This window comes from Agromyces sp. Y782, assembly GCF_059445405.1.
Genome location: NZ_JCAIUG010000001.1, coordinates 548,292 through 567,192, shown reverse-complemented (window position 1 = coordinate 567,192; position 18,901 = coordinate 548,292). Strand labels below are relative to the sequence as shown.

Annotated in this window: 16 protein-coding genes; all 16 read left to right on the top strand. The window is 69.5% G+C overall.

The annotated features are described in order from the left end of the window. Positions 1 to 31: 31 nt before the first annotated feature. The 16 genes from AC1C2S_RS02575 (at position 32) to AC1C2S_RS02500 (ending at position 18,901) form a co-directional block, all read left to right on the top strand. A complete protein-coding gene (locus AC1C2S_RS02575) occupies positions 32 to 985 on the top strand; it encodes a sugar kinase (RefSeq protein WP_495350974.1) in 954 nt (317 codons plus the stop codon). Then, entirely contained in the window at positions 985 to 1,593 is a 609-nt protein-coding gene (locus AC1C2S_RS02570) for a bifunctional 4-hydroxy-2-oxoglutarate aldolase/2-dehydro-3-deoxy-phosphogluconate aldolase (RefSeq protein ID WP_495350973.1), read from the top strand. The genes AC1C2S_RS02575 and AC1C2S_RS02570 overlap by 1 nt, the downstream gene beginning before the upstream one ends. A gap of 252 nt (positions 1,594 to 1,845) precedes the next feature. Continuing rightward, the gene (locus AC1C2S_RS02565; protein ID WP_495350972.1) at positions 1,846 to 3,510 is read left to right on the top strand and encodes an ABC transporter substrate-binding protein; all 1,665 of its coding nucleotides are present in this window, start codon (positions 1,846 to 1,848) and stop codon (positions 3,508 to 3,510) included. A gap of 51 nt (positions 3,511 to 3,561) precedes the next feature. Beyond that, a complete protein-coding gene (locus AC1C2S_RS02560) occupies positions 3,562 to 4,566 on the top strand; it encodes an ABC transporter permease (protein WP_495350971.1) in 1,005 nt (334 codons plus the stop codon). Continuing rightward, a complete protein-coding gene (locus AC1C2S_RS02555; RefSeq protein WP_495350970.1) occupies positions 4,559 to 5,653 on the top strand; it encodes an ABC transporter permease in 1,095 nt (364 codons plus the stop codon). Before AC1C2S_RS02560 ends, AC1C2S_RS02555 begins: the two co-directional genes overlap by 8 nt. Before the next feature lie 2 nt (positions 5,654 to 5,655). Further along, complete coding sequence (locus AC1C2S_RS02550; protein WP_495353180.1) at positions 5,656 to 6,519, top strand: ABC transporter ATP-binding protein; 864 nt, start codon at positions 5,656 to 5,658, stop codon at positions 6,517 to 6,519. Further along, on the top strand, positions 6,516 to 7,358 hold the full coding sequence (locus AC1C2S_RS02545; RefSeq protein WP_495350969.1) for an ABC transporter ATP-binding protein: 843 nt from the start codon (positions 6,516 to 6,518) through the stop codon (positions 7,356 to 7,358). Before AC1C2S_RS02550 ends, AC1C2S_RS02545 begins: the two co-directional genes overlap by 4 nt. Before the next feature lie 88 nt (positions 7,359 to 7,446). After that, positions 7,447 to 8,604, top strand: coding sequence for an ROK family transcriptional regulator (locus AC1C2S_RS02540; RefSeq protein ID WP_495350968.1), 1,158 nt, complete (start codon positions 7,447 to 7,449; stop codon positions 8,602 to 8,604). Positions 8,605 to 8,712: 108 nt separating this feature from the next. Then, entirely contained in the window at positions 8,713 to 9,972 is a 1,260-nt protein-coding gene (locus AC1C2S_RS02535; RefSeq protein WP_495350967.1) for a family 4 glycosyl hydrolase, read from the top strand. Further along, positions 9,969 to 10,970: an N-acetylglucosamine kinase gene (locus AC1C2S_RS02530; RefSeq protein WP_495350966.1), complete on the top strand. Its 1,002-nt coding sequence runs from the start codon at positions 9,969 to 9,971 to the stop codon at positions 10,968 to 10,970. Before AC1C2S_RS02535 ends, AC1C2S_RS02530 begins: the two co-directional genes overlap by 4 nt. A 230-nt stretch (positions 10,971 to 11,200) precedes the next feature. Continuing rightward, positions 11,201 to 11,959: a hypothetical protein gene (locus AC1C2S_RS02525; protein ID WP_495350965.1), complete on the top strand. Its 759-nt coding sequence runs from the start codon at positions 11,201 to 11,203 to the stop codon at positions 11,957 to 11,959. A gap of 67 nt (positions 11,960 to 12,026) precedes the next feature. Next, positions 12,027 to 12,473 (top strand): VOC family protein, encoded by a 447-nt coding sequence (locus AC1C2S_RS02520; RefSeq protein ID WP_495350964.1) that lies wholly within the window; start codon positions 12,027 to 12,029, stop codon positions 12,471 to 12,473. A gap of 71 nt (positions 12,474 to 12,544) precedes the next feature. Next, positions 12,545 to 14,023 carry a malate:quinone oxidoreductase gene (locus tag AC1C2S_RS02515; RefSeq protein ID WP_495350963.1) on the top strand — a complete coding sequence of 493 codons (1,479 nt, stop codon included), beginning with the start codon at positions 12,545 to 12,547 and terminating at the stop codon, positions 14,021 to 14,023. A gap of 309 nt (positions 14,024 to 14,332) precedes the next feature. Then, a complete protein-coding gene (locus tag AC1C2S_RS02510; protein WP_495350962.1) occupies positions 14,333 to 16,144 on the top strand; it encodes an ABC-F family ATP-binding cassette domain-containing protein in 1,812 nt (603 codons plus the stop codon). Between the two features lie 158 nt (positions 16,145 to 16,302). Beyond that, positions 16,303 to 17,412: an Rv2578c family radical SAM protein gene (locus tag AC1C2S_RS02505; protein WP_495353179.1), complete on the top strand. Its 1,110-nt coding sequence runs from the start codon at positions 16,303 to 16,305 to the stop codon at positions 17,410 to 17,412. Positions 17,413 to 17,506: 94 nt separating this feature from the next. Continuing rightward, positions 17,507 to 18,901, top strand: coding sequence for a sensor histidine kinase (locus AC1C2S_RS02500; protein WP_495350961.1), 1,395 nt, complete (start codon positions 17,507 to 17,509; stop codon positions 18,899 to 18,901).

The window sequence follows — 18,901 nt, the reverse complement described above, 5'->3', positions numbered from 1 at the left end:
CCGTCCGTGCACACCAGTCAGCATAGAGCTCGTGACCACTGCACCGCCGCTGCCCGAGGTCGTCGCCCTCGGCGAGACCATGGCGCTCGTCACGCCGGCGCTCGCCCAACCGCTCGAGTCGGCCGAAGACTTCCACGTCGACACGGCCGGCGCCGAGGCCAACGTCGCCGCGCACCTCGCCGCACTCGGCCGCCGGGCCGCATGGGCCGGCCGAATCGGCGATGATGCCCTCGGTCGCCGGGTCGTGCGGCACCTGCGCGGGCGCGGCGTCGACACTCGCTGGGTCGAGGTCGATTCCGAAGCCCCGACCGGCGTGTACTTCAAGGATCCCGGCCGCGGCGTGCTGTACTACCGCGCGGGCTCTGCCGCCTCGCGAATGGCGCCGGCATTCCTCGACGGGTTGCCGCTCGACTCGGCGCGGGTCGTGCACGTGAGCGGCATCACCCCGGCGCTTTCCGCATCGTGCGATGCACTCGTCGACGAGCTGTTCGCGCGCGTCGCCGCGTCACCGGCCATGCTGAGCTTCGACGTCAATCACCGGCCCGCACTCTGGCCCGCGGATGTCGCGGCATCCCGTCTTCGAGAGCTCGCCTCGCGCGCCGACCTCGTCTTCGTCGGCCTCGACGAGGCCGAGACGCTCTGGGGTACGGCGACGCCCGACGAGGTGCGCGCGCTGCTTCCCGAACCCGCGCTCCTCGTCGTGAAAGATGGCGATGTCGGCGCCACCGAGTTCAGGGCGCGCGCCGTCGATGCGTCGACCGGGCTCGTTGATATCCCGGGCGAGACCCACGTGCCCGCGAGATCGGTCGAAGTCGTCGAGGCCGTCGGCGCCGGCGACGCCTTCGCGGCCGGCTACCTCGCCGCGCTGCTCGCCGGCGCAGACCCCGACGATCGGCTCGCCGCCGGGCATGCCCGAGCCGTGACCGTACTCGGCGACACCGCAGACTTCCCCCGCGCAGCAGCCACCTCGAGGAGCGCCACGTGATGAGCATCGACAACGCCCGATTCGACGAGATCTTCGAAGGGCAGTCGCTCATGGCGATCTTCCGAGGTCTGGGCGCCGAACGCAGCCTCGAACTCGCCGAGCGGGCATGGAGCCTCGGCATCAACGTGGTCGAGCTGCCGATCCAGTCCGTTGCCGACGTCGAAGCACTCACGGTCGTCGCGGCCGCCGGACGAGCGGCGGGCCGTCTCGTCGGAGCGGGCACCGTGGTCTCCACCCGGCATGTCGAGCTCGCGGCATCCGCCGGCGCGGCCTTCACCGTGAGCCCCGGCTTCGACCCGCTCGTCGCGCGCGCGTCGGCCGAAGCCGGGCTGCCGCCGCTGCCGGGCGTGGCGACCGCGACCGAGGTGCAGTCGGCGATGGCAGCGGGACTGACGTGGTTGAAGGCGTTCCCGGCGTCGCTGCTCGGATCCGCCTGGTTCCCCGCGATGGCCGGCCCGTTCCCGGGCGCCCGGTTCGTCGCCACGGGAGGCATGGATGCTTCGAACGCGCAGGAGTTCCTGGACCGCGGCGTGCGCACGATCGCCGTCGGCTCCGCGCTGGAGGACCCGGCGCAGCTGGCGGCGCTCGCCGAGCTCATCGTGAAGTAGCTCCCCACCGGCGCTCCTCGATCGCCCCGTCTCGGGTTCCGAGACGGGGCGATCTGCGTGCGCCCGGCGTCGTTCACCTCCCCGAATCAGCGGGGAAACGCGCGGGAAACAGAAACTGAATGACTTGTTTCTAGTTACTATCTTTTCTGTTAGGGTCACTTCCAGTAACGCCACGCACTGAGATTCTGCAGGCGGCGTCACAGCACCACTGCACCACCTTCCACGCAACGAAGCACGAGAGGAATGCCGGAGATGACTCGAACCAAACGCTCCCTCGCGGTGGCACTCGCCGCCGGAGCGGCCGCACTCGCCCTGGGAATGTCCGGGTGCACGCCCTCGACGGGAGGCGACGGCGGCAACGCCTCCGTGCTCCGCGTCTGGGCGGGCAGCACCACCCCCATCAACAACAACTTCAATCCGTTCTCCGCCGACACAGCCGTGCACGCCACGTTCGGCGCGATCTACGAGCCGCTCTTCTTCTTCAACCAGGTCTCGGCCGACGCGCCCGTCGGCCTCGTCGGCGACACCTACGAGTACAGCGAAGACGGCAAGACCCTCACCGTCACGATCAAACCCGACCAGCAGTGGAGCGACGGCGAAGACCTCACCGCCGACGACGTCGCGTTCACCTTCGGCTACGGCTCGAACAAGGGCGAGCAGTTCATCTCGGCCGAGGCGACCGATGACACGACCGTCGTGCTCACCTACACCGAGCCGCAATTCACGAGCGCATCGCTCACGCTCGGCGGAACCTACATCCTCCCGAAGCACATCTGGGAAGACATCGACGACTTCATGGCCGAGACGAACCCCGAGCCCGTCGGGTCGGGCCCGTATGTGCTGAAGAGCTTCTCCGAGGCCGCCTACACGCTCGAGGGCAACGAGCACTTCCGCGACGGAGCGCCCGCGGTCGAGGAGGTGCAGTACCTCGGACTCGATTCGAACCAGTCGGCGCAAGACCTGCTGACGACCGGCAAGATCGACTGGGTCGGCCAGTTCATCGCGAACCCCGATGCCGTCACCGGCAAGGGCGACATCACCACGCTGAACCTGCAGCAGGACCCGACGACGATCATGACGTGCGCGAACGCCGACCTCGGCTGCGATGGGCCGCAGACTGACCCGGCCGTGCGCCAGGCGATCAACGCGGCGATCGATCGCACCACGATCCGCGAGAAGGCGTTCGCCGGTCTCGCCGGCGAGTCCTCCCCGTCGTTCATGCTGCTACCGCGCGACGAGCAGTGGCTGAGCGACCCCGAGTTCACGACGAGCCCGCAAGAATCGGATGCCGCCGAAGCCGGCGCCATCCTCGAAGCCGCCGGCTACTCGAAGGACTCCGACGGGTTCTACGGCAAGAACGGCACGGCCTTCGAGATCGATCTGTTCTCGCCCGACGGCTGGACCGATTACAACGACGCGGCGAAGCTCATCTCGGAGCAGGCGGCGGACGCCGGCATCCGCATCAATGCCCGTACGGTCTCCGACGCCGAGTACTGGACCCCTGTCCAGGCCGGCGACTTCCAGATGGCGCTCTACGGGCTCGCCCAGAGCCTCGTGGCCGACCCGTACTCGAACTATCACGAGTACTTCGCCGGGAACTCGACCGTCAAGGCCGGCGAGAGCCCGCTGAACGGACAGAACTACTCCCGCTACGTGAACCCGGCAGTCGATGCCGCGGTGCTCGCCGCCGGCGCGACGCAGGACGAGGCCACGAAGAAGGCCGCCTACGCGACGATCCAGACCGAGATCGCCCGCGACCTGCCCTACATCCCCGTGGTGCTGAACGCCTCGCAGTCGTTCTTCAACACGGAGAAGTTCTCGGGCTGGCCCACGGAGGACGACCTGTACGCCGCTCCGCTGCCGTACCTCGCGGTGGCGAACGCGATCGTGCTCGCGCACCTCACGCCGGCGAAGTAACGCCACCGGTCCCGTGGAACGAACCTTCCCAACCCTGAGGACGGCAGCGACATGAGCTTCTACCTTCGGCGGGTCGCCTTCTATCTGGTGACCCTCTGGGCGGCGATCTCGCTCAACTTCATGCTGCCGCGGCTGTTGCCGGGCGACCCCGCCGCGATCATGCTCGGCAAGCTCCGGCGTGCCAGCGGCGGTCGCCCGCTCTCCGAGGAGACGATCGAGGCGATCACCTCGATCCTCGGCGCGGGCAAGGACATGAGTCTCTGGGACCAATACCTCGCGTACTGGGGCCGGTTGCTTCAGGGAGATCTCGGGGTCTCCTCCACGAGGTATCCGGCCCAGGTCGCCGACCTGATCGCGAGCGCCCTGCCGTGGACGATCGTCCTGGTCGGTGTCGCGACCGTCATCTCATTCCTGCTCGGCATCATCGTCGGTGCATGGGTGGGGTGGCGGCGCGGCACCTGGCTCGACCACCTCGTGCCGATCACGACGGTCTTCCAGTCGATTCCGTACTTCTGGCTCGCGCTCGTGCTCGTCGCCGTCTTCGCGGTGCAGCTCGGCGTGTTCCCGATCGTCGGCGGCTACGACGTGTTCGGGTTCCCGGCGGGGCCCGAGCTCAGCTGGGCGTTCGTCGGCAGCGCGATCTACCACGCGATCCTGCCGGCGATCACGATCGTGCTCTCGTCGGTCGGCGGGTGGCTCCTCGGCATGCGCAACATGATGGTCTCGACGATGTCGGAGGACTACGTCGTGACCGCCGAGGCCAAAGGCCTCACCCCGCGGCGAGTGCGCACGAAGTACGCGGCACGCAACGCCGCCATTCCGAGCCTCGCGGGCTTCGGCATCGCGCTCGGCTTCGTCGTCGCCGGATCGATCGTCATGGAGCAGGTGTTCAGCTACCCGGGCATCGGCAAGCTCATGATCCAGGCGGTGCAGGGGCTCGACTACGCGCTCATGCAGGGCGTGTTCCTCGTGATCACCCTCACGGTGCTCGCCGCCAACTTCATCATGGACCTCGTCTACGGCTTCATCGACCCGAGGGTACGACACAATGGATGACTCGCAGCGCACGCTCGACCTCGCCCCCGGCGGTCTCGACGAGAACGCCGATCCCACGCCGTTCCAGGCGCCGGCCACGGCCGAGGCCGCGAGGGAGGCCGCGCGCGAGGCGACGGCGACCTCGGCCATGGCCGTCGCTGCCGCCACTCGCGGCGGGCGGTTCCGGCACCTGTTGCCCAGCCGTTCGGCCAAGCTCATCACCGGCCTCGTCATCGTCGGACTGATCGTCGTCTTCGGCATCTTCGGCCCGCTGATCGCCCAGCCCCCGCGCGATTCCGACAACCCCGCGCTGCTCCCGCCCAGCCCCGAGCACTGGCTCGGCACGACGAAGCTCGGCTACGACGTCTTCTCGCAACTGGCGTGGGGCACGCAGGGCTCGCTCTTCATCGGCGTCGTCGCGGGCGTGGTCGCCCTCGTGCTCGCGGTCGTCTTCGGAGTGCTCGCGGGCTACTTCGGCGGCGTGCTCGATGAGCTCTTCACGCTGTTCACGAACATCATGCTCGTGATCCCCGGACTGCCGCTCGTCATGGTCATCGCCGCCTACGTGCAGAACAGCGAGGGGCTCGGACCGCTCGCGAGAAGTTCACTGCTCGTCGCACTCGTGCTCGGCATCACGGGCTGGGCGGGTTCGGCCGTCGTGCTGCGGGCCCAGGCGAAGTCGCTGCGCACCCGCGAGTACGTCGCAGCGGCGCGCGTGGCCGGTGAGAAGCCGATGCGGGTGATCTTCGTCGAGATCCTGCCGAACCTCGTGCCGCTGCTCGCAGCGCAGTTCATCTTCGGCATCATCTTCGCGGTGCTCGGCGAGGCCGGCTTGTCGTATCTCGGCCTCGGCCCCACCGGCTCGATCACCCTCGGCACGATGCTGAACGATGCGCAGACCGGCCAAGCCGTCGGCACCGGAGCCTGGTGGTGGTTCGTGCCGCCGGGCCTGATCATCGCGGCGCTCGGCGCCGGCCTCTCACTCATCAACTTCGCGATCGACGAGGTCGTGAACCCGAAACTCAGGCTCGCGCCTGAGAACGCGAAGCGCCAGCGCAAGGCCGCGAAGGCCGGCAAGGGCATCGCCGACACAGGAGCGTTCGCATGACCATGACCGCTGAACCCGTGCTGACCGCACGCGAGGTCTCGATCGAGTATGAGGTCGACCCTCCGGTGAAGGCAGTGCGCGGGGCGTCGCTGACCCTGCACCGCGGGGAGATCCTCGGGCTGGCGGGGGAGTCGGGCTGCGGCAAGACGACCCTCGCCTACGGGCTGAACCGACTTCTGAAGGCGCCAGCACTCATGACCGGCGGCGAGGTGGTGTTCCACGATGCATCCGCTCGGGACATCGACGTGGTCGCGCTCGACGGCGAGGCGCTTCGGTCGTTCCGCTGGAACAAGGTGTCGATGGTTTTCCAGGGGTCGATGAACTCGCTGAACCCCGTCATGAACGTGCGCAAGCAACTTCACGACGTGTTCACGACGCATCGCCCGGGCATGCGGCGGGCCGAGCGCGAGTCGCGCAGCGCTGAGTTGCTCTCTCTCGTCGGCGTGGACCCTTCGCGGCTCTCGAGCTTTCCGCACGAGCTATCGGGCGGCATGCGCCAACGCGTGATGATCGCGATGGCGCTCGCCCTCGATCCGCAGGTGATGATCATGGACGAACCGACCACGGCCCTCGACGTCGTGGTGCAGCGCGGCATCATCCGCGAGATCATGCGGCTGCGCGAGCGACTCGGCTTCGCGGTGATCTTCATCACGCACGACCTGCCGCTGCTCATCGAGATCAGCGATCGCATCGCAATCATGCTCGACGGCGAGATCGTCGAGCAGGGCAGCGCGGAGGAGATCTACCGCTCGCCCGGTCACGCCTATACGAAACGGCTGCTCGCGAGCTTTCCGAGCCTGCGCGGCGAGCGCGGCGACTTCGTGCGCACGGGCGGCGGCATCGATGCTGCAGGGGGTGCGGCATGAGCGCCGTCGGTGATCGGTCGCCGAGTCTCGAAGCGCGCCACCTCGTCAAGAACTTCCGGCTCCGGAGCGGGTTCCAGGTGCGCACCCTGCGCGCAGTGAGGGATGTCTCGTTCACCCTCGAGCCCGGCCGAACCGTGGCGCTCGTGGGCGAGAGCGGCTCGGGCAAGTCGACGATCGCGCGCATGATGGCCAAACTCGAGACGCCGAGCTCGGGCGGGGTGCTGCTCGACGGCGAACGCAGCGCGAACCACGGCGCGGGCCTCGCCCGATACCGCGGCGATGTGCAGATGGTCTTCCAGGATCCGTTCGGCTCCCTGAACCCGTTCCACACGATCCTGCATCACGTGGAGCGGCCGGTGCGCATTCACCATCCGAGCCTCACCGACCGCCAGGCGCGCGAGCGAGCGTACGAGCTGCTCGAACGGGTGGCGCTGACGCCCGCGTCGCGCTTCGCCGAGCGGCGGCCGCACGAGCTCTCAGGCGGGCAGCGCCAGCGGGTGGCGATCGCGCGAGCGCTCGCGCCCGGGGCGCGATTCATCGTCGCCGACGAGCCGGTTTCGATGCTCGACGTCTCGATCCGGCTCGAGGTGCTGAACCTGCTCGCCGAGCTGCAGCGCCAGGAGCAGCTCGGGGTGCTCTACATCACGCATGACCTCGCCACCGCCAGGCATTTCTCCGACGAGATCCTCGTGATGTACCGCGGCGAGATCGTCGAGCGCGGCGCGGCCGAGCGCGTGATCCTCGATCCGCAGCACGACTACACGAAGACCCTGCTGGAGGCGGCGGCCGATCCCGACCGGCTCGGGCAGCTACGAGACGAGGTGCGGAGCGGCGGGTGAGGCCGGCGGTGAGGGCGCAATCAGTAAAGAATGTTTTCAGATAGAGTGACGACCAGCGACAAATGACCGACACAGAGAGGCGGATGAAATGAACCAGATCGATCCGGGCACCCCGACGTGGCTCGCGGCACGCAATGACCGCGCCGCCTTCCGCCTCCTGCTCGAACACGGTCCGCTCACCCGATCCCGCCTCGGCGAACTCACCGGGCTGTCGAAGCCGACCGCGTCGCAGATGCTCACGCGGCTCGAGCGAGTGGGCTTGATCCGCCCGGTCGGCGAGCTCTCGGGCGGTCGAGGGCCGAACGCCGTCACCTATGGCGTTCGCACCGACCGCATCACGGGCGTCGCAGTCTCCATCCTCGAGCGATCGATCGAGGCCGTCGTCGTCGACGCCGTCGACCACGAGCACCCCATCGTGCAAATCGCGACCGAGGTGGCCGACCGCAGCCCCGAGGGCGACGTGCGCGCCGCCGTCCGTGCCGCGTGCGCGGCCGCCGGCATCGATGAGTCCTCGGTCAGTCGCGTCGTGATCGGCGTGCAGGCTGCGTTCTTCGTCGACGGCGATGAGCTCTCGTTCACCGACACGCTGCCGGGGTGGCCGGCGGTGGGCGCGCGTCGACGTATCGAGCAGGCGCTCGGGCTGCACGTGACGATCGACAACGACGTCAACCTCGCGACCATGGCCGAGCGATCGGCCGGCGCTGCCCAAGACGCCGCGAGCTTCACCCTGTTCTGGATCGGCGACGGGCTCGGCGTCGGCGTCGATCTCGGCGGCACGGTCCACCGCGGTGCATCCGGCGGCGCCGGCGAGATCGGATACCTCGCGGTGCCGCGCACCGCTGCCACGCTCGCGCCGGCCGCGAACGACTTCACCGACCTGTTGGGCGGTCCGGCCGTCGCGAAGCTGCTCGGCGGTACCGACGGCGAGTCGCTCGCCGCGATGCTGCCCCGACTCGCGGATGATGGCGCCGCGCTCTCGGCGCTCGCCGACCGCGTCATCCTCGCCGTGAATCCGCTGCTCGCGATCCTCGACCCGTCGATGATCGTGCTCGGCGGCCCGACCGGCAACGCGGGTGGCGATCGCCTCGCCGAATTCGTCGCAGCCCGCGTCGACCCGGCGGCGCATCCGAAACTCACGGTGCGCACGAGCGGCGCGGGCACGCAGCCGGTACTGCTCGGTGCGCGCCAGCAGCTCGTCGATCAGATCCGCGACCATCTCGAGGCAGACATCTCACTCGCCACCTGACCTCCCCCTTCGGCATCCGGATGCTCCTGAGGCATCCGTTCGCCCGACCCTGAAACCCCGTCTTCGCACTCGAGAGTGCGAGGCCACGACGCACTGGAATGAGGACCAATGAAGCTCGCGATCGTCGGCGGTGGATCGACGTACACGCCAGAACTCATCGACGGGTTCGCCCGGCTTTGCGACACCCTGCCGGTCGAGGAGATCCGTCTCGTCGACCCCGATGAAGGCCGACTCGCGCTCGTCGCCGGGATGTCGCGGCGGATGCTCGCCCACGCCGGGCACCCGGCGAAGGTGATCGGCACGACCGATCTCGTCGCGGGCGTCGCCGATGCCGACGCCGTCCTGATCCAGCTGCGGGTCGGGGGGCAGGACGCCCGTCACGCCGACGAGACCTGGCCGCACGAGGTCGGATGCATCGGTCAAGAGACCACCGGCCCCGGCGGGCTGGCGAAGGCCTTGCGCACCGTGCCGGTGGTGCTGAACATCGCCGAGGTCGTGCGGGCGCATGCGAAGCCCGACGCCTGGATCGTCGACTTCACCAACCCCGTCGGCATCGTGACCCGGGCTCTGCTCGAGGCCGGTCACCGGGCGGTCGGCCTCTGCAACGTGGCGATCGGGTTCCAGCGTCGCTTCGCGTCGCTCTTCGATGTCGAGCACGATCGGGTGAGCCTCGGCCACGTCGGCCTCAACCACCTCACGTGGGAGCGCAGCGTCGTCATCGACGGCGACGACCGGCTGCCCGGCCTGCTGGCGCATCGGCTCGGCGAACTCGCCGACGAGGTGCACCTCGCGCCCGCGCTGATCGCCCAGCTCGGCGTCGTGCCCTCGTACTACCTGCGCTACTACTACGCGCACGACGAAGTGCTGCGCGAGCAGTTGCACGAGCCGACCCGGGCCGAGGCGGTGCGCGCGATCGAGCGCGAGCTGCTCGAGGTCTACGCCGACCCGTCGCAGCACGAGAAGCCCGCGGCGCTCGAAGGTCGCGGCGGTGCCTTCTACTCCGAGGCCGCGATCGAGCTGCTCGCGGCGATGCGCGACGGAGCCAGCCGTGCCCGCGTGGTCAACCTGCGCAACGACGGCGTGCTGCCGTTCCTGCCCGACGACCACGTGATCGAGGTGCCGGCCGTGTTCCGCGACGGGGGATTCGTCGCGGAACCGGTCGCGCCGTTGCCCGACGACATCCGCGGCCTGATCGCCGGTGTCGCCGGCTACGAGCGGCTCGCGCTCGACGCGGCGGTGCACGGCGGGCGCGACCGAGTGCTCCGTGCGATGCGGGCACACCCCCTCGTGCTGCAGCACGACCGAGCCGAGCAGCTCACCGACCTGCTCATGGCCCAGAATGCGCCGTTCCTGGAGTGGGCCCGATGATCGGCGTCATCGTCGCGGTCGACGGCGGGGGATCGAAGACCGACGCGGTCGCCCTCACGATCGAGGGCGAGCTGGTCGCGCACCGACGAGGCCCGGGTTCGAGTCCGCACTTCGAGGGACTCGCCGAGGCGGTCGCTGTCGTCGACGAGCTGGTTCGCTCCGTCGCGGGCGAGCACCGCGTGATGCACACGAGCCTCTACCTCTCGGGCCTCGACCTGCCGGTCGAGATCGAGCAGTACGCCGGTGCGATCGCCGGCTTCGCTTGGGCCGACGCGTCGACCGTCGTCGACAACGACCTCTACGCACTGCTCCGTGCCGGCACCGATGAGCCCGACGCGGTCGCCATCGTGTGCGGCACGGGCGTGAATGCGATCGGTGTGCGCGCCGACGGCGCCGACGTGCGCTTCCCGGCGCTCGGCGGCATCTCGGGCGACTGGGGCGGCGGGAGCGGCCTCGGCGAGCAGGCTCTCTGGCATGCGGCGCGCGATTCCGACGGTCGCGGCCCGAGCACCTCGCTCACCGCGGCCATCATCGAGCACCTGGGCGTCGCTTCGGTCCCAGCGCTCATCGAGGACCTGCACTTCGGTCGCCGTGAGTCGAGCGAGCTCACGGCGCTCGCGCCCGCGGTGTTCGCGGCGGCAGACTCCGGCGACGCCGTGGCTGCCTCGCTCGTCGACCGGCAGGCCGAAGAGCTCGTGGCATTCGCCCGGGCCTGCGTCGTGCGTCTCGGTCTCGCGGCGGATCCGATCCCGATCGTGCTCGGCGGCGGCATCATCCGTTCCGGCGACGAGCGGTTGATCGCCGGCATCACCGCGGGGCTTGCGCAGGTTGCGCCCATGGCTCGCATCGAGATTCTCGAGGTGGCGCCGATCGTGGGTGCGGCGCTGCTGGCGCTCAGCCACGCCGGCGCGACACATGAGGCGATCGACCGCGCCCGCGCCGCGGTGATGCAGGCGACGCAGGATGCCGCGCGCGAGGTGCAGCCCGCCGCGCACTGAGGGTCTGCAGCGCACTGAAGCCACGCCGCACACTGAAGCCCCGCCGCACACTCGGGTCCGCGGCGCGATGCCCCACCCACGGTCGTCAGTAATTCAGGTCGGGAGAGGCGTGTCGTGCTCGAATTCTCGCCGGGCGGCGCGCGACACGCCTCCCGACCTGAATTCCGCACACGACGCAGGGCCGCCACGACTCAGTCGGCACCCCCGAGGCGGCGAACCGCCGCGTCCTGATGGGCGAGGCGCCGGAGGGCGAGCAGCACCGGTTCGTAGAGTGCGGTGCCGAGCACGGTGTATTCGACGGCGGCGTGCGGCTCCGGAGGCATCCGCTCGAGGTCGTACTCGGCGAGTTCGGCGACGGTTCGCTCTTATCGGGCGAACCGTTCGGGCGTGATCGGCATACCGGCGTCTTCTGCCGCGGCGAGTGCGCCTTCGAGTTGGGCGACGGCGGCGAAGTCGGGGTCGTAGACCTGCCCGAGGGTTTCGAGCGCGGCGCGGGCGCGCGGGTACGGGTCGGCCGCGTCGGCCGGCTCGGCGCCCGGTGGGGAGTGCCCGCCAATCGACTGCAGCTGAGCTTCTTCCGGGCCGGCCATGCGCACGCGGCCGTGCTGCTCGTGCTCTCGGTCGCGATCCTCGCGGTCATCTCGTACGCCGCGCTCGACGGCTTCTGGATGTGGCTCGCCCGCGTCGGCGTGCCGATCGCCGCGATCCTCGTGCCGGCCGGGTTCTTCCTCTCGGTGCTCGGCCGCGACCCCGAGGAGCCGAACCGACTCATCGTCCTGCTCTGGGTCGGCGTCCTCTCGCTCACTGCGGCGCTGATGACCGCCGGCATCGGCCTGATCGCGGGCGGCATTGCAGCCCTCTGGGGCCCGCGCCCCGCGCCGCCCCGCCCCGCGCCCCCCACCCCATTCTCCGTGCAGCAATTCAGGAGAGGAGTGGCGTGTCGCACCGGCATTCGGCCCGAGCATCACGTGACACGCCTCCCGTCCTGAATTGCTGCAAGAGGGAAAGAGAGCGAGGAGGGTGCAGGCGCCGGGGCGAGAGGCGTAGCGTCGGTGCATGGCCATTCCGCAGCGCTTCTCCCTCGTCACACTCGGCGTCGCCGATGTCGAGACCGCCACGGCGTTCTACCAGAGGATCGGCTGGCGCGAAGCCCCGTCGTCGGTCGCCGGTGAGGTCGCGTTCTTCGCGACGCCGGGCGGAGTGCTCGCGCTCTGGGAGACCGCCGAACTCGCGAAGGATGCCGCGCTGCCGACGATGCACGCGCACGCGCCGGGGTTCCGCGCGGTGGCCCTCGCCATCAACCTCGCCTCGCGCGAAGAGGTCGACGACGCCCTCGGCGACTGGGTGCTGGCGGGCGGATCGATCGCGAAAGCGCCGGCCGTGACCGAGTGGGGCGGCTACAGCGGGTACGTCGCCGACCCCGACGGCAACCTCTGGGAACTCGCGCACAACCCGTCGTGGCCGCTCGACGACCGGGGCCTCCCGGTGCTCGGCGGGGAGTAGCGGCGAGCAGCACGCAGGGGAGCAGCCACCCCCGGTCGGAGGCGCCTCGAGCGCCAACTAGACTGGAATCCGTGAATTCCGAGGAAACCGTCGACGTCGTGCTGATCGGCGGCGGCATCATGAGCGCCACGCTCGGCTCCCTGCTCTCGCAACTCCAACCCGACTGGTCGATCCGCGTCTACGAGCGCCTCGGCGAGGTCGCGCAAGAGTCCTCGAACGCGTGGAACAACGCCGGCACGGGCCACGCGGCCCTCTGCGAGCTCAACTACATGCCCGAGAACCCCGACGGCACGGTCAGTGCCGACAAGGCCGTCTCGATCAACGAACAGTTCCAGGTGAGTCGCCAGTACTGGTCGTACCTCGTGCAGCAGGGGGCGCTGCCCGAGCCGCACAACTTCATCAACTCGACGCCGCACATGACCTTCGTCAAGGGCAAAGCCAACATCGAGTACCTCAAGAAGCGCGTCGCCGCCCTGCAAGACCAGCCGCTGTTCCCCGATGTCGAGTACACCGAAGACCTCGAGCGCATCGCCGAGTGGACCCCTCTCCTCGCCAAGAAGCGCAACCCCAAGGCCCGTGTCGCAGCGACTCGCATCGTGGCGGGCACCGACGTCGACTTCGGTGCACTCACGACCTCGCTGTTCCGTGACCTCGAGCAGCGCGGTGCCCAGGTGGCGACGAACCACCAGGTCACCTCGCTCAAGCGCAAGAGCGACGGCACCTGGATGTTGCGGCTGCGCCACCTCGTCGGCAACACGCCGAAGACGGTGAACGCGAGATTCGTCTTCGTCGGTGCCGGCGGCGGCGCACTCGCGCTGCTGCAGCACTCGGGCATCCCCGAGATCAAGGGCTTCGGCGGGTTCCCGATCTCGGGCCAGTTCTTCCGCACGACGAACCCGAAGCTCGTCGCGCAGCACCAGGCGAAGGTCTACGGCAAGGCCGCGAAGGGTGCCCCGCCGATGTCGGTGCCGCACCTCGACACTCGCGTCGTCGACGGCGAGACCGCCCTGCTCTTCGGTCCGTATGCGGGCTTCACGCCGAAGTTCCTGAAGACCTCGACGTGGTTCGACCTGCCGTTCTCGGTGCGCCTGCACAACCTCGGTCCGATGCTGCAGGTCGCCTTCAAGAACTTCGACCTCGTGAAGTACCTCGTCTCCGAGCTGCTCGCCTCGCGCGACAAGAAGCTCGCGGCCCTGCGGGAGTTCATGCCGACGGCCAAGAGCGAAGATTGGGAGCTCATCACCGCCGGCCAACGCGTGCAGGTCATGAAGAAAGACCCTGAGAAGGGCGGCATCCTGCAGTTCGGCACCGAGATCATCACGGGTGCGGATGGCACGATCGCCGGTCTGCTCGGTGCCTCTCCGGGTGCGTCGACCGCGGCGCCGATCATGCTCGACGTGCTCGCTCGCTGCTTCCCCGACCGCATGGCGACATGGGAGCCGAAGCTGCGAGAGATGATCCCGAGCTACGGCACCGAGCTCTCGAGCGATCCGGCGGTCGCGTCGGCCACGCTCGCCGAGACTGCGAAGGTGCTGGGCCTCGCAGCCTGAGTCGGGCCCTTTGCATTCACGGTGGCGTCTGGTATCGTCGTGCCCGCTATGAAGTGAGTACACACCATCGTCCCGCGCCTGAGGCGCCGTTGACATGTGGTGTGTGCACACGGTTCTGATACGACCGTGCTGATCCCGACAGCATCTGCGCGCACCCATTGACGGCAATGCCCGGCGGGGCTTCATTCCGCTCCCGGGCGGTCGCCGGCGCCGCGCGCCGGCGTTCCGCCAGTTCGGTGCATCGTTCGAACGGACGCGCGCCGCGGCATCCGTCGACCGCCCGGGGGCATTCCCGCAAAGGGCGTACCCATGGCTGTATCCGTCACCCACTCCCACTATCTCCGCGTCGACGGGCTCTCGGTCTCGTACCCCGATCGACGTGTGTTCTCCGACCTCGGCTTCGCCGTCGCGCCGGGCCAGAGGCTCGGGCTGATCGGCGAGAACGGCGCCGGCAAGTCGACGCTGCTTCGGCTGCTGGCCGGCGAGTTCGAGCGAGCGGATGCCGCGGCATCCGCCCCATCGAACGCGGCTGCTTCGGGCCGCATCACGCGCCCGCACCGCACGGGGCTGCTCTCGCAGGAGCTGCCGTTCGACCCGCAGGATCGCGTCGGCGAGGTGCTCGAAGCGGCCCTCGCCGAGGTGCGTACCATCGAACGCGAGCTCGACGACGCCGCGGCGGCGCTCGCCGTCGATGACTCCGGTGCCTCCGCACGGTACTCGGCGGCGCTCGACGCGGCCGAACGCGCCGACGTGTGGAGTGCCGACGCGCGCCGGGACGAACTCCTCGACGGCTTGGGTGTCGGCATGCTCGGTCTCGACCGTCGCATCGAGGAGCTCTCGGGCGGTCAGCGGTCGCGCTTCGCGCTCGCCGCGCTGCTCCTGAGCGCGCCCGACGCGCTGCTGCTCGACGAGCCGACGAACCACCTCGATGACGACGCTGCGGCGTACCTCGAGGGTCGGCTTCGCGCGTGGCGCGGGCCGGTCGTGTTCGCGAGCCACGACCGGGAGTTCCTCGATCGTGCGGCCACGGGCCTGATCGACCTCGACCCTGGGCGGGCGGGGGCGCTCGCGCTCGTCGGCTCCGGGGCTGCCGGTACTGGTTCTGGTGCCGGTGGGGGTACGGGTGCTTCGAGCGACGAGTTGCTCGCGGCGGCAGGCGGCACTGTCTTCGGCGGCGGCTTCAGCGAATTCCTCGCGGTCAAGGCCGATGAACGCGAGCGTTGGCAGCGACAGTTCGACGACGAGCAGCAGGAGCTCAAGCGGCTTCGGGCCGACGTCGCCGGGGCAGCCCGTCACGTCGCCCACGGCCGGGCGGCCACCGACAACGACAAGTTCATCCGGCACTTCAAGGGCGAGAACGTCGACCGTACGGTCGCTCGCCGCGTGCGGAATGCCGAGCTCCGACTCGACACGCTCGAACGCGAACAGGTGCGCAAGCCGCCTGCGCCGCTCGCGTTCGCCGGCATTCCGTCTGGTTCCCACGCGCTCGAAGAGGCATCCGGCCTGCTGTTGCAACTGACGGATGTCGCGGTCGACGGACGGCTCGCACTCGATGCGCTGCGGGTGGCGCCGCTCACGCGGCTGCTCGTGACGGGTGCGAACGGCGCGGGCAAGTCGACGCTCCTGAACGTGCTCGCGGGTACGCAGCGTGCCGATCGTGGCACGGTGCACCGGCGTAAGGGGCTGCGCGTGCAGTTGCTCGAGCAGGACGTGCGATTCGCGGATCCGGATGCCTCGCCGCACCGTCTCTACGAGCGCGTGCTGGGTGAGCGGCGCTCCGAGCAGGTGCCGCTCGCGACGCTCGGCCTCATCGCCCCGCGCGATGAGGCGCGCCCGATCGGGTCGCTGTCGGTGGGCCAGCAGCGCCGTCTCGCGCTCGCGCTCGTGATCGCACGGCCGCCGCACGTGTTCCTCCTCGACGAGCCGACGAACCACCTCTCCCTCGCGCTCGCGACCGACCTCGAGGAGGCGCTCGGCGCCTACCCCGGAGCGGTCGTCATCGCGAGCCACGACCGGTGGCTGCGACGCCGCTGGTCGGGCGAGACGTTGGAGCTCGCCGCGGGCCGCACCGCCGGGCATCGCGCAGCCGGGTTCGTCGCCCCGGCCCTCGCGAGTTCGTAGCCGAACGCCGCAATGTATGACAGGTGGGTCGCTTCGGGTCCTGCAGAGGCGGTCTTCGTCCGACGAACCGCACGCGCGAAGCGAACGGATGCCGCGGTGTGCACGGCGCGCCGCGGCATCCATTTGCTTCTCATTCGAACATGTGTTCGAATGTCGGTATGCGGTGGAGCGGGCAGGAGCTGGGGGTCGAGCAGGCCGGCGCGTTGCCGGGCCTCGCCAAGCTCAACAATCTCGTGCGCTCGGTGCAGACTCCCGACTTCGCCGGGGTCACCTTTCACGAGGTGCTCGCGAAGTCGGCCCTCAATCGTGTGCCCGGTCAGTCGGCGATGCCGTTCGGCTGGACCATCAACCCCTACCGGGGGTGCACACATGCATGCGCCTATTGTTTCGCTCGGCCGACGCACGAGTACCTCGACCTCGACGCGGGCGACGACTTCGACCGGCAGATCATCGTGAAGGTCAACGTCGATGAGGTGCTTCGCACCGACCTCGCGAAGCGGTCGTGGCGGCACGAGCCCGTGGCGCTCGGCACCAACACCGACCCATACCAGCGGGCCGAAGGGCGCTACTCGCTCATGCCCGGCATCATCGACGCGCTCGCCTCGAGCGGCACGCCGTTCAGTATCCTCACGAAGGGCACCCTGCTTCGCCGAGATCTCCCGCTCATCGTCGAGGCGGCCGAGCACGTGCCCGTCGATCTCGCGATGTCGATCGCGATCTACGATCACGAGTTGCAGCAATCGGTGGAGCCCGGCACGCCGAGCGCGAAGGCGAGACTTGCGACGGTCACCGCCGTGCGCGAGGCGGGTCTCGACTGTTCCGTGTTCCTCATGCCGATCCTGCCGTACCTCACCGACTCCAAGGCCCACCTCGACGAGGCGTTGCGCCAAGTGAAGGCCGCCGGGGGCACGAGTGTGCTCTATACGGCGTTGCATCTTCGCGGCACGGTCAAGCCCTGGTTCATGCAGTGGCTCGAGCGGGCTCACCCCGAGCTCGTGCCGAAGTACCGCTCGATGTACTACGGCAGCAACGCCTATGCGCCGAAGGCGTATCGGCAGTGGCTCGGCGAGCGCATTCGACCGCTGATCAGGGCGCACGGGCTCGAGCGCGGGCGTGAAGACCCGGTGACGGGTGGCGTGCGGTCGTCAGCGCTCGGGCGGGTCGTTGGCAGCGTACAACGGGCCGGTGGGGTGCGTCCCGTGGCCATCTCGGGGGATGAACTGCCCGACATGCTCGGGTTGCCGCCCGATCCATCGGCGCTGTTCTGATCGTGCCGTCCGCGCGGATGGCCTCGAAACTGGGATAATCCGCAGAAGCCCGGACATCGTTGTTCGCACGGGCGGGTACGAGCGGAGGGTCAGGATGACTCTGGGATTGCCAGGACATCTGGCGCGGGATTCGCTGAGTCGGGCGCTCGCAGATGCCGGTCATTGCGCTGCATTCGCGTGCCTCGGCGTCGGCACGATCCTGGGCATCGTCATGGCGACCATCGGTGGTGAATCCGAGGGATGGGCGGGTGCGGCGCTCGCATTCGTCATGATCGTGCTGCTCGCCTTCGCCTCGCGGTATCCCACGGTCCTCCTCACCGTCGTCTATCTCGTCATCGGCACTGGTGCCGTCTTCGCGCTGACCGTGATCATGATGAGGCCGGGTGGCGAATTCACGACGACGAACAACGCGGTGCTCGCCCTGCCCCGGATCGCCCTGCTCCTCGTCGGCGGCGCGGGCAGCGGCTCGGTGATCGCGCTCACGTGGGCGACCCTCGGCTTCGGACTCGGTGAGGCGGCCGCATTCCTCGGGGTCGCGCTCATCGGCGGCACCTACGCTCCGAATGCCTCCGCCGGGCTCGCGTTCGCCCTCGTCGTCGTCGTGCGCGTGTTCGACGGTGTCACGCGCCGGTTCGACATGCGTCGGGAGACCGGGCTGCATCAGGCGAGTCAGCAGACTCGGGAGCTTTCGAGCCGGCACGACCACGAGCTCCGCGCAACCGCTCGTCTGCACGACACCGCGCTCAGCCATCTCGTGGCGATCGCGGCGGGCGGATCGGGCCCCGTCGACGAACGCTTGCGCGTGGGCATTCGTCAAGATCTCGGTCTCATCGTCGGCCGTGATTGGGCGATCGACCACGCGGTGGCCGTGGCCGGTACCGCGCCGACCGAGGGTGCGGAGGTCGGGCGTGGCCGCCAGCCGTTCCCGGGCGACTCGCCGGCCGGTGCGGCTGGCGCGGCAGGCGCGGGAGGCATGGCCGGCACCGATGGTCCGGGCGGCGGCGCTCCGGGAGGCGGCGGACGGTCCAGCGCACGGCGTTCGAGACAGCGCGGCGGCCGGAACGCGGCATCCGTCGACCCGCGCGCGCCGACCGAAGAGACCGTACCCTCGCTCGGCCACGCATTCTCTTCAGCCGCGAATGCCGGCCTCGAGGTGCGCGTCACCGGTGATTTCGCGGTGCTCGGCACCCTCGGTCCGCGGCGCGTGGCGGCCCTCGACGCAGCGGTGGCGCAATGCCTGATCAACGTCGCCCGACACGCAGGGGTCTCGGAAGCCGAGCTCGCCCTGGGCCTCGGCGGTGGCGAGGTGACGGTCGCGGTGATGGACAGCGGCGTCGGCTTCGACGAGGCCGAGGTGCCGCCCGACCGTATCGGATTGCGCACCTCGATTCGCGCCCGAATCGAGCAGGAGCAGGGCACGGTGCGCCTGTGGTCGACGAAGGGCATCGGCACGACCATCGTGTTGACCGTGCCCGAGGGCGGCGAATGA

Excerpts from the sequence above, each read along its gene's own strand:
- AC1C2S_RS02525 (WP_495350965.1), top strand. The coding sequence starts at position 11,201 with ATGGGCGAGGCGCCGGAGGGCGAGCAGCACCGGTTCGTAGAGTGCGGT.
- AC1C2S_RS02510 (WP_495350962.1), top strand. The coding sequence starts at position 14,333 with ATGGCTGTATCCGTCACCCACTCCCACTATCTCCGCGTCGACGGGCTC.
- AC1C2S_RS02535 (WP_495350967.1), top strand. The coding sequence starts at position 8,713 with ATGAAGCTCGCGATCGTCGGCGGTGGATCGACGTACACGCCAGAACTC.
- AC1C2S_RS02540 (WP_495350968.1), top strand. The coding sequence starts at position 7,447 with ATGAACCAGATCGATCCGGGCACCCCGACGTGGCTCGCGGCACGCAAT.
- AC1C2S_RS02530 (WP_495350966.1), top strand. The coding sequence starts at position 9,969 with ATGATCGGCGTCATCGTCGCGGTCGACGGCGGGGGATCGAAGACCGAC.
- AC1C2S_RS02560 (WP_495350971.1), top strand. The coding sequence starts at position 3,562 with ATGAGCTTCTACCTTCGGCGGGTCGCCTTCTATCTGGTGACCCTCTGG.
- AC1C2S_RS02550 (WP_495353180.1), top strand. The coding sequence starts at position 5,656 with ATGACCGCTGAACCCGTGCTGACCGCACGCGAGGTCTCGATCGAGTAT.
- AC1C2S_RS02570 (WP_495350973.1), top strand. The coding sequence starts at position 985 with ATGAGCATCGACAACGCCCGATTCGACGAGATCTTCGAAGGGCAGTCG.
- AC1C2S_RS02505 (WP_495353179.1), top strand. The coding sequence starts at position 16,303 with ATGCGGTGGAGCGGGCAGGAGCTGGGGGTCGAGCAGGCCGGCGCGTTG.
- AC1C2S_RS02555 (WP_495350970.1), top strand. The coding sequence starts at position 4,559 with ATGGATGACTCGCAGCGCACGCTCGACCTCGCCCCCGGCGGTCTCGAC.
- AC1C2S_RS02500 (WP_495350961.1), top strand. The coding sequence starts at position 17,507 with ATGACTCTGGGATTGCCAGGACATCTGGCGCGGGATTCGCTGAGTCGG.
- AC1C2S_RS02520 (WP_495350964.1), top strand. The coding sequence starts at position 12,027 with ATGGCCATTCCGCAGCGCTTCTCCCTCGTCACACTCGGCGTCGCCGAT.
- AC1C2S_RS02545 (WP_495350969.1), top strand. The coding sequence starts at position 6,516 with ATGAGCGCCGTCGGTGATCGGTCGCCGAGTCTCGAAGCGCGCCACCTC.
- AC1C2S_RS02565 (WP_495350972.1), top strand. The coding sequence starts at position 1,846 with ATGACTCGAACCAAACGCTCCCTCGCGGTGGCACTCGCCGCCGGAGCG.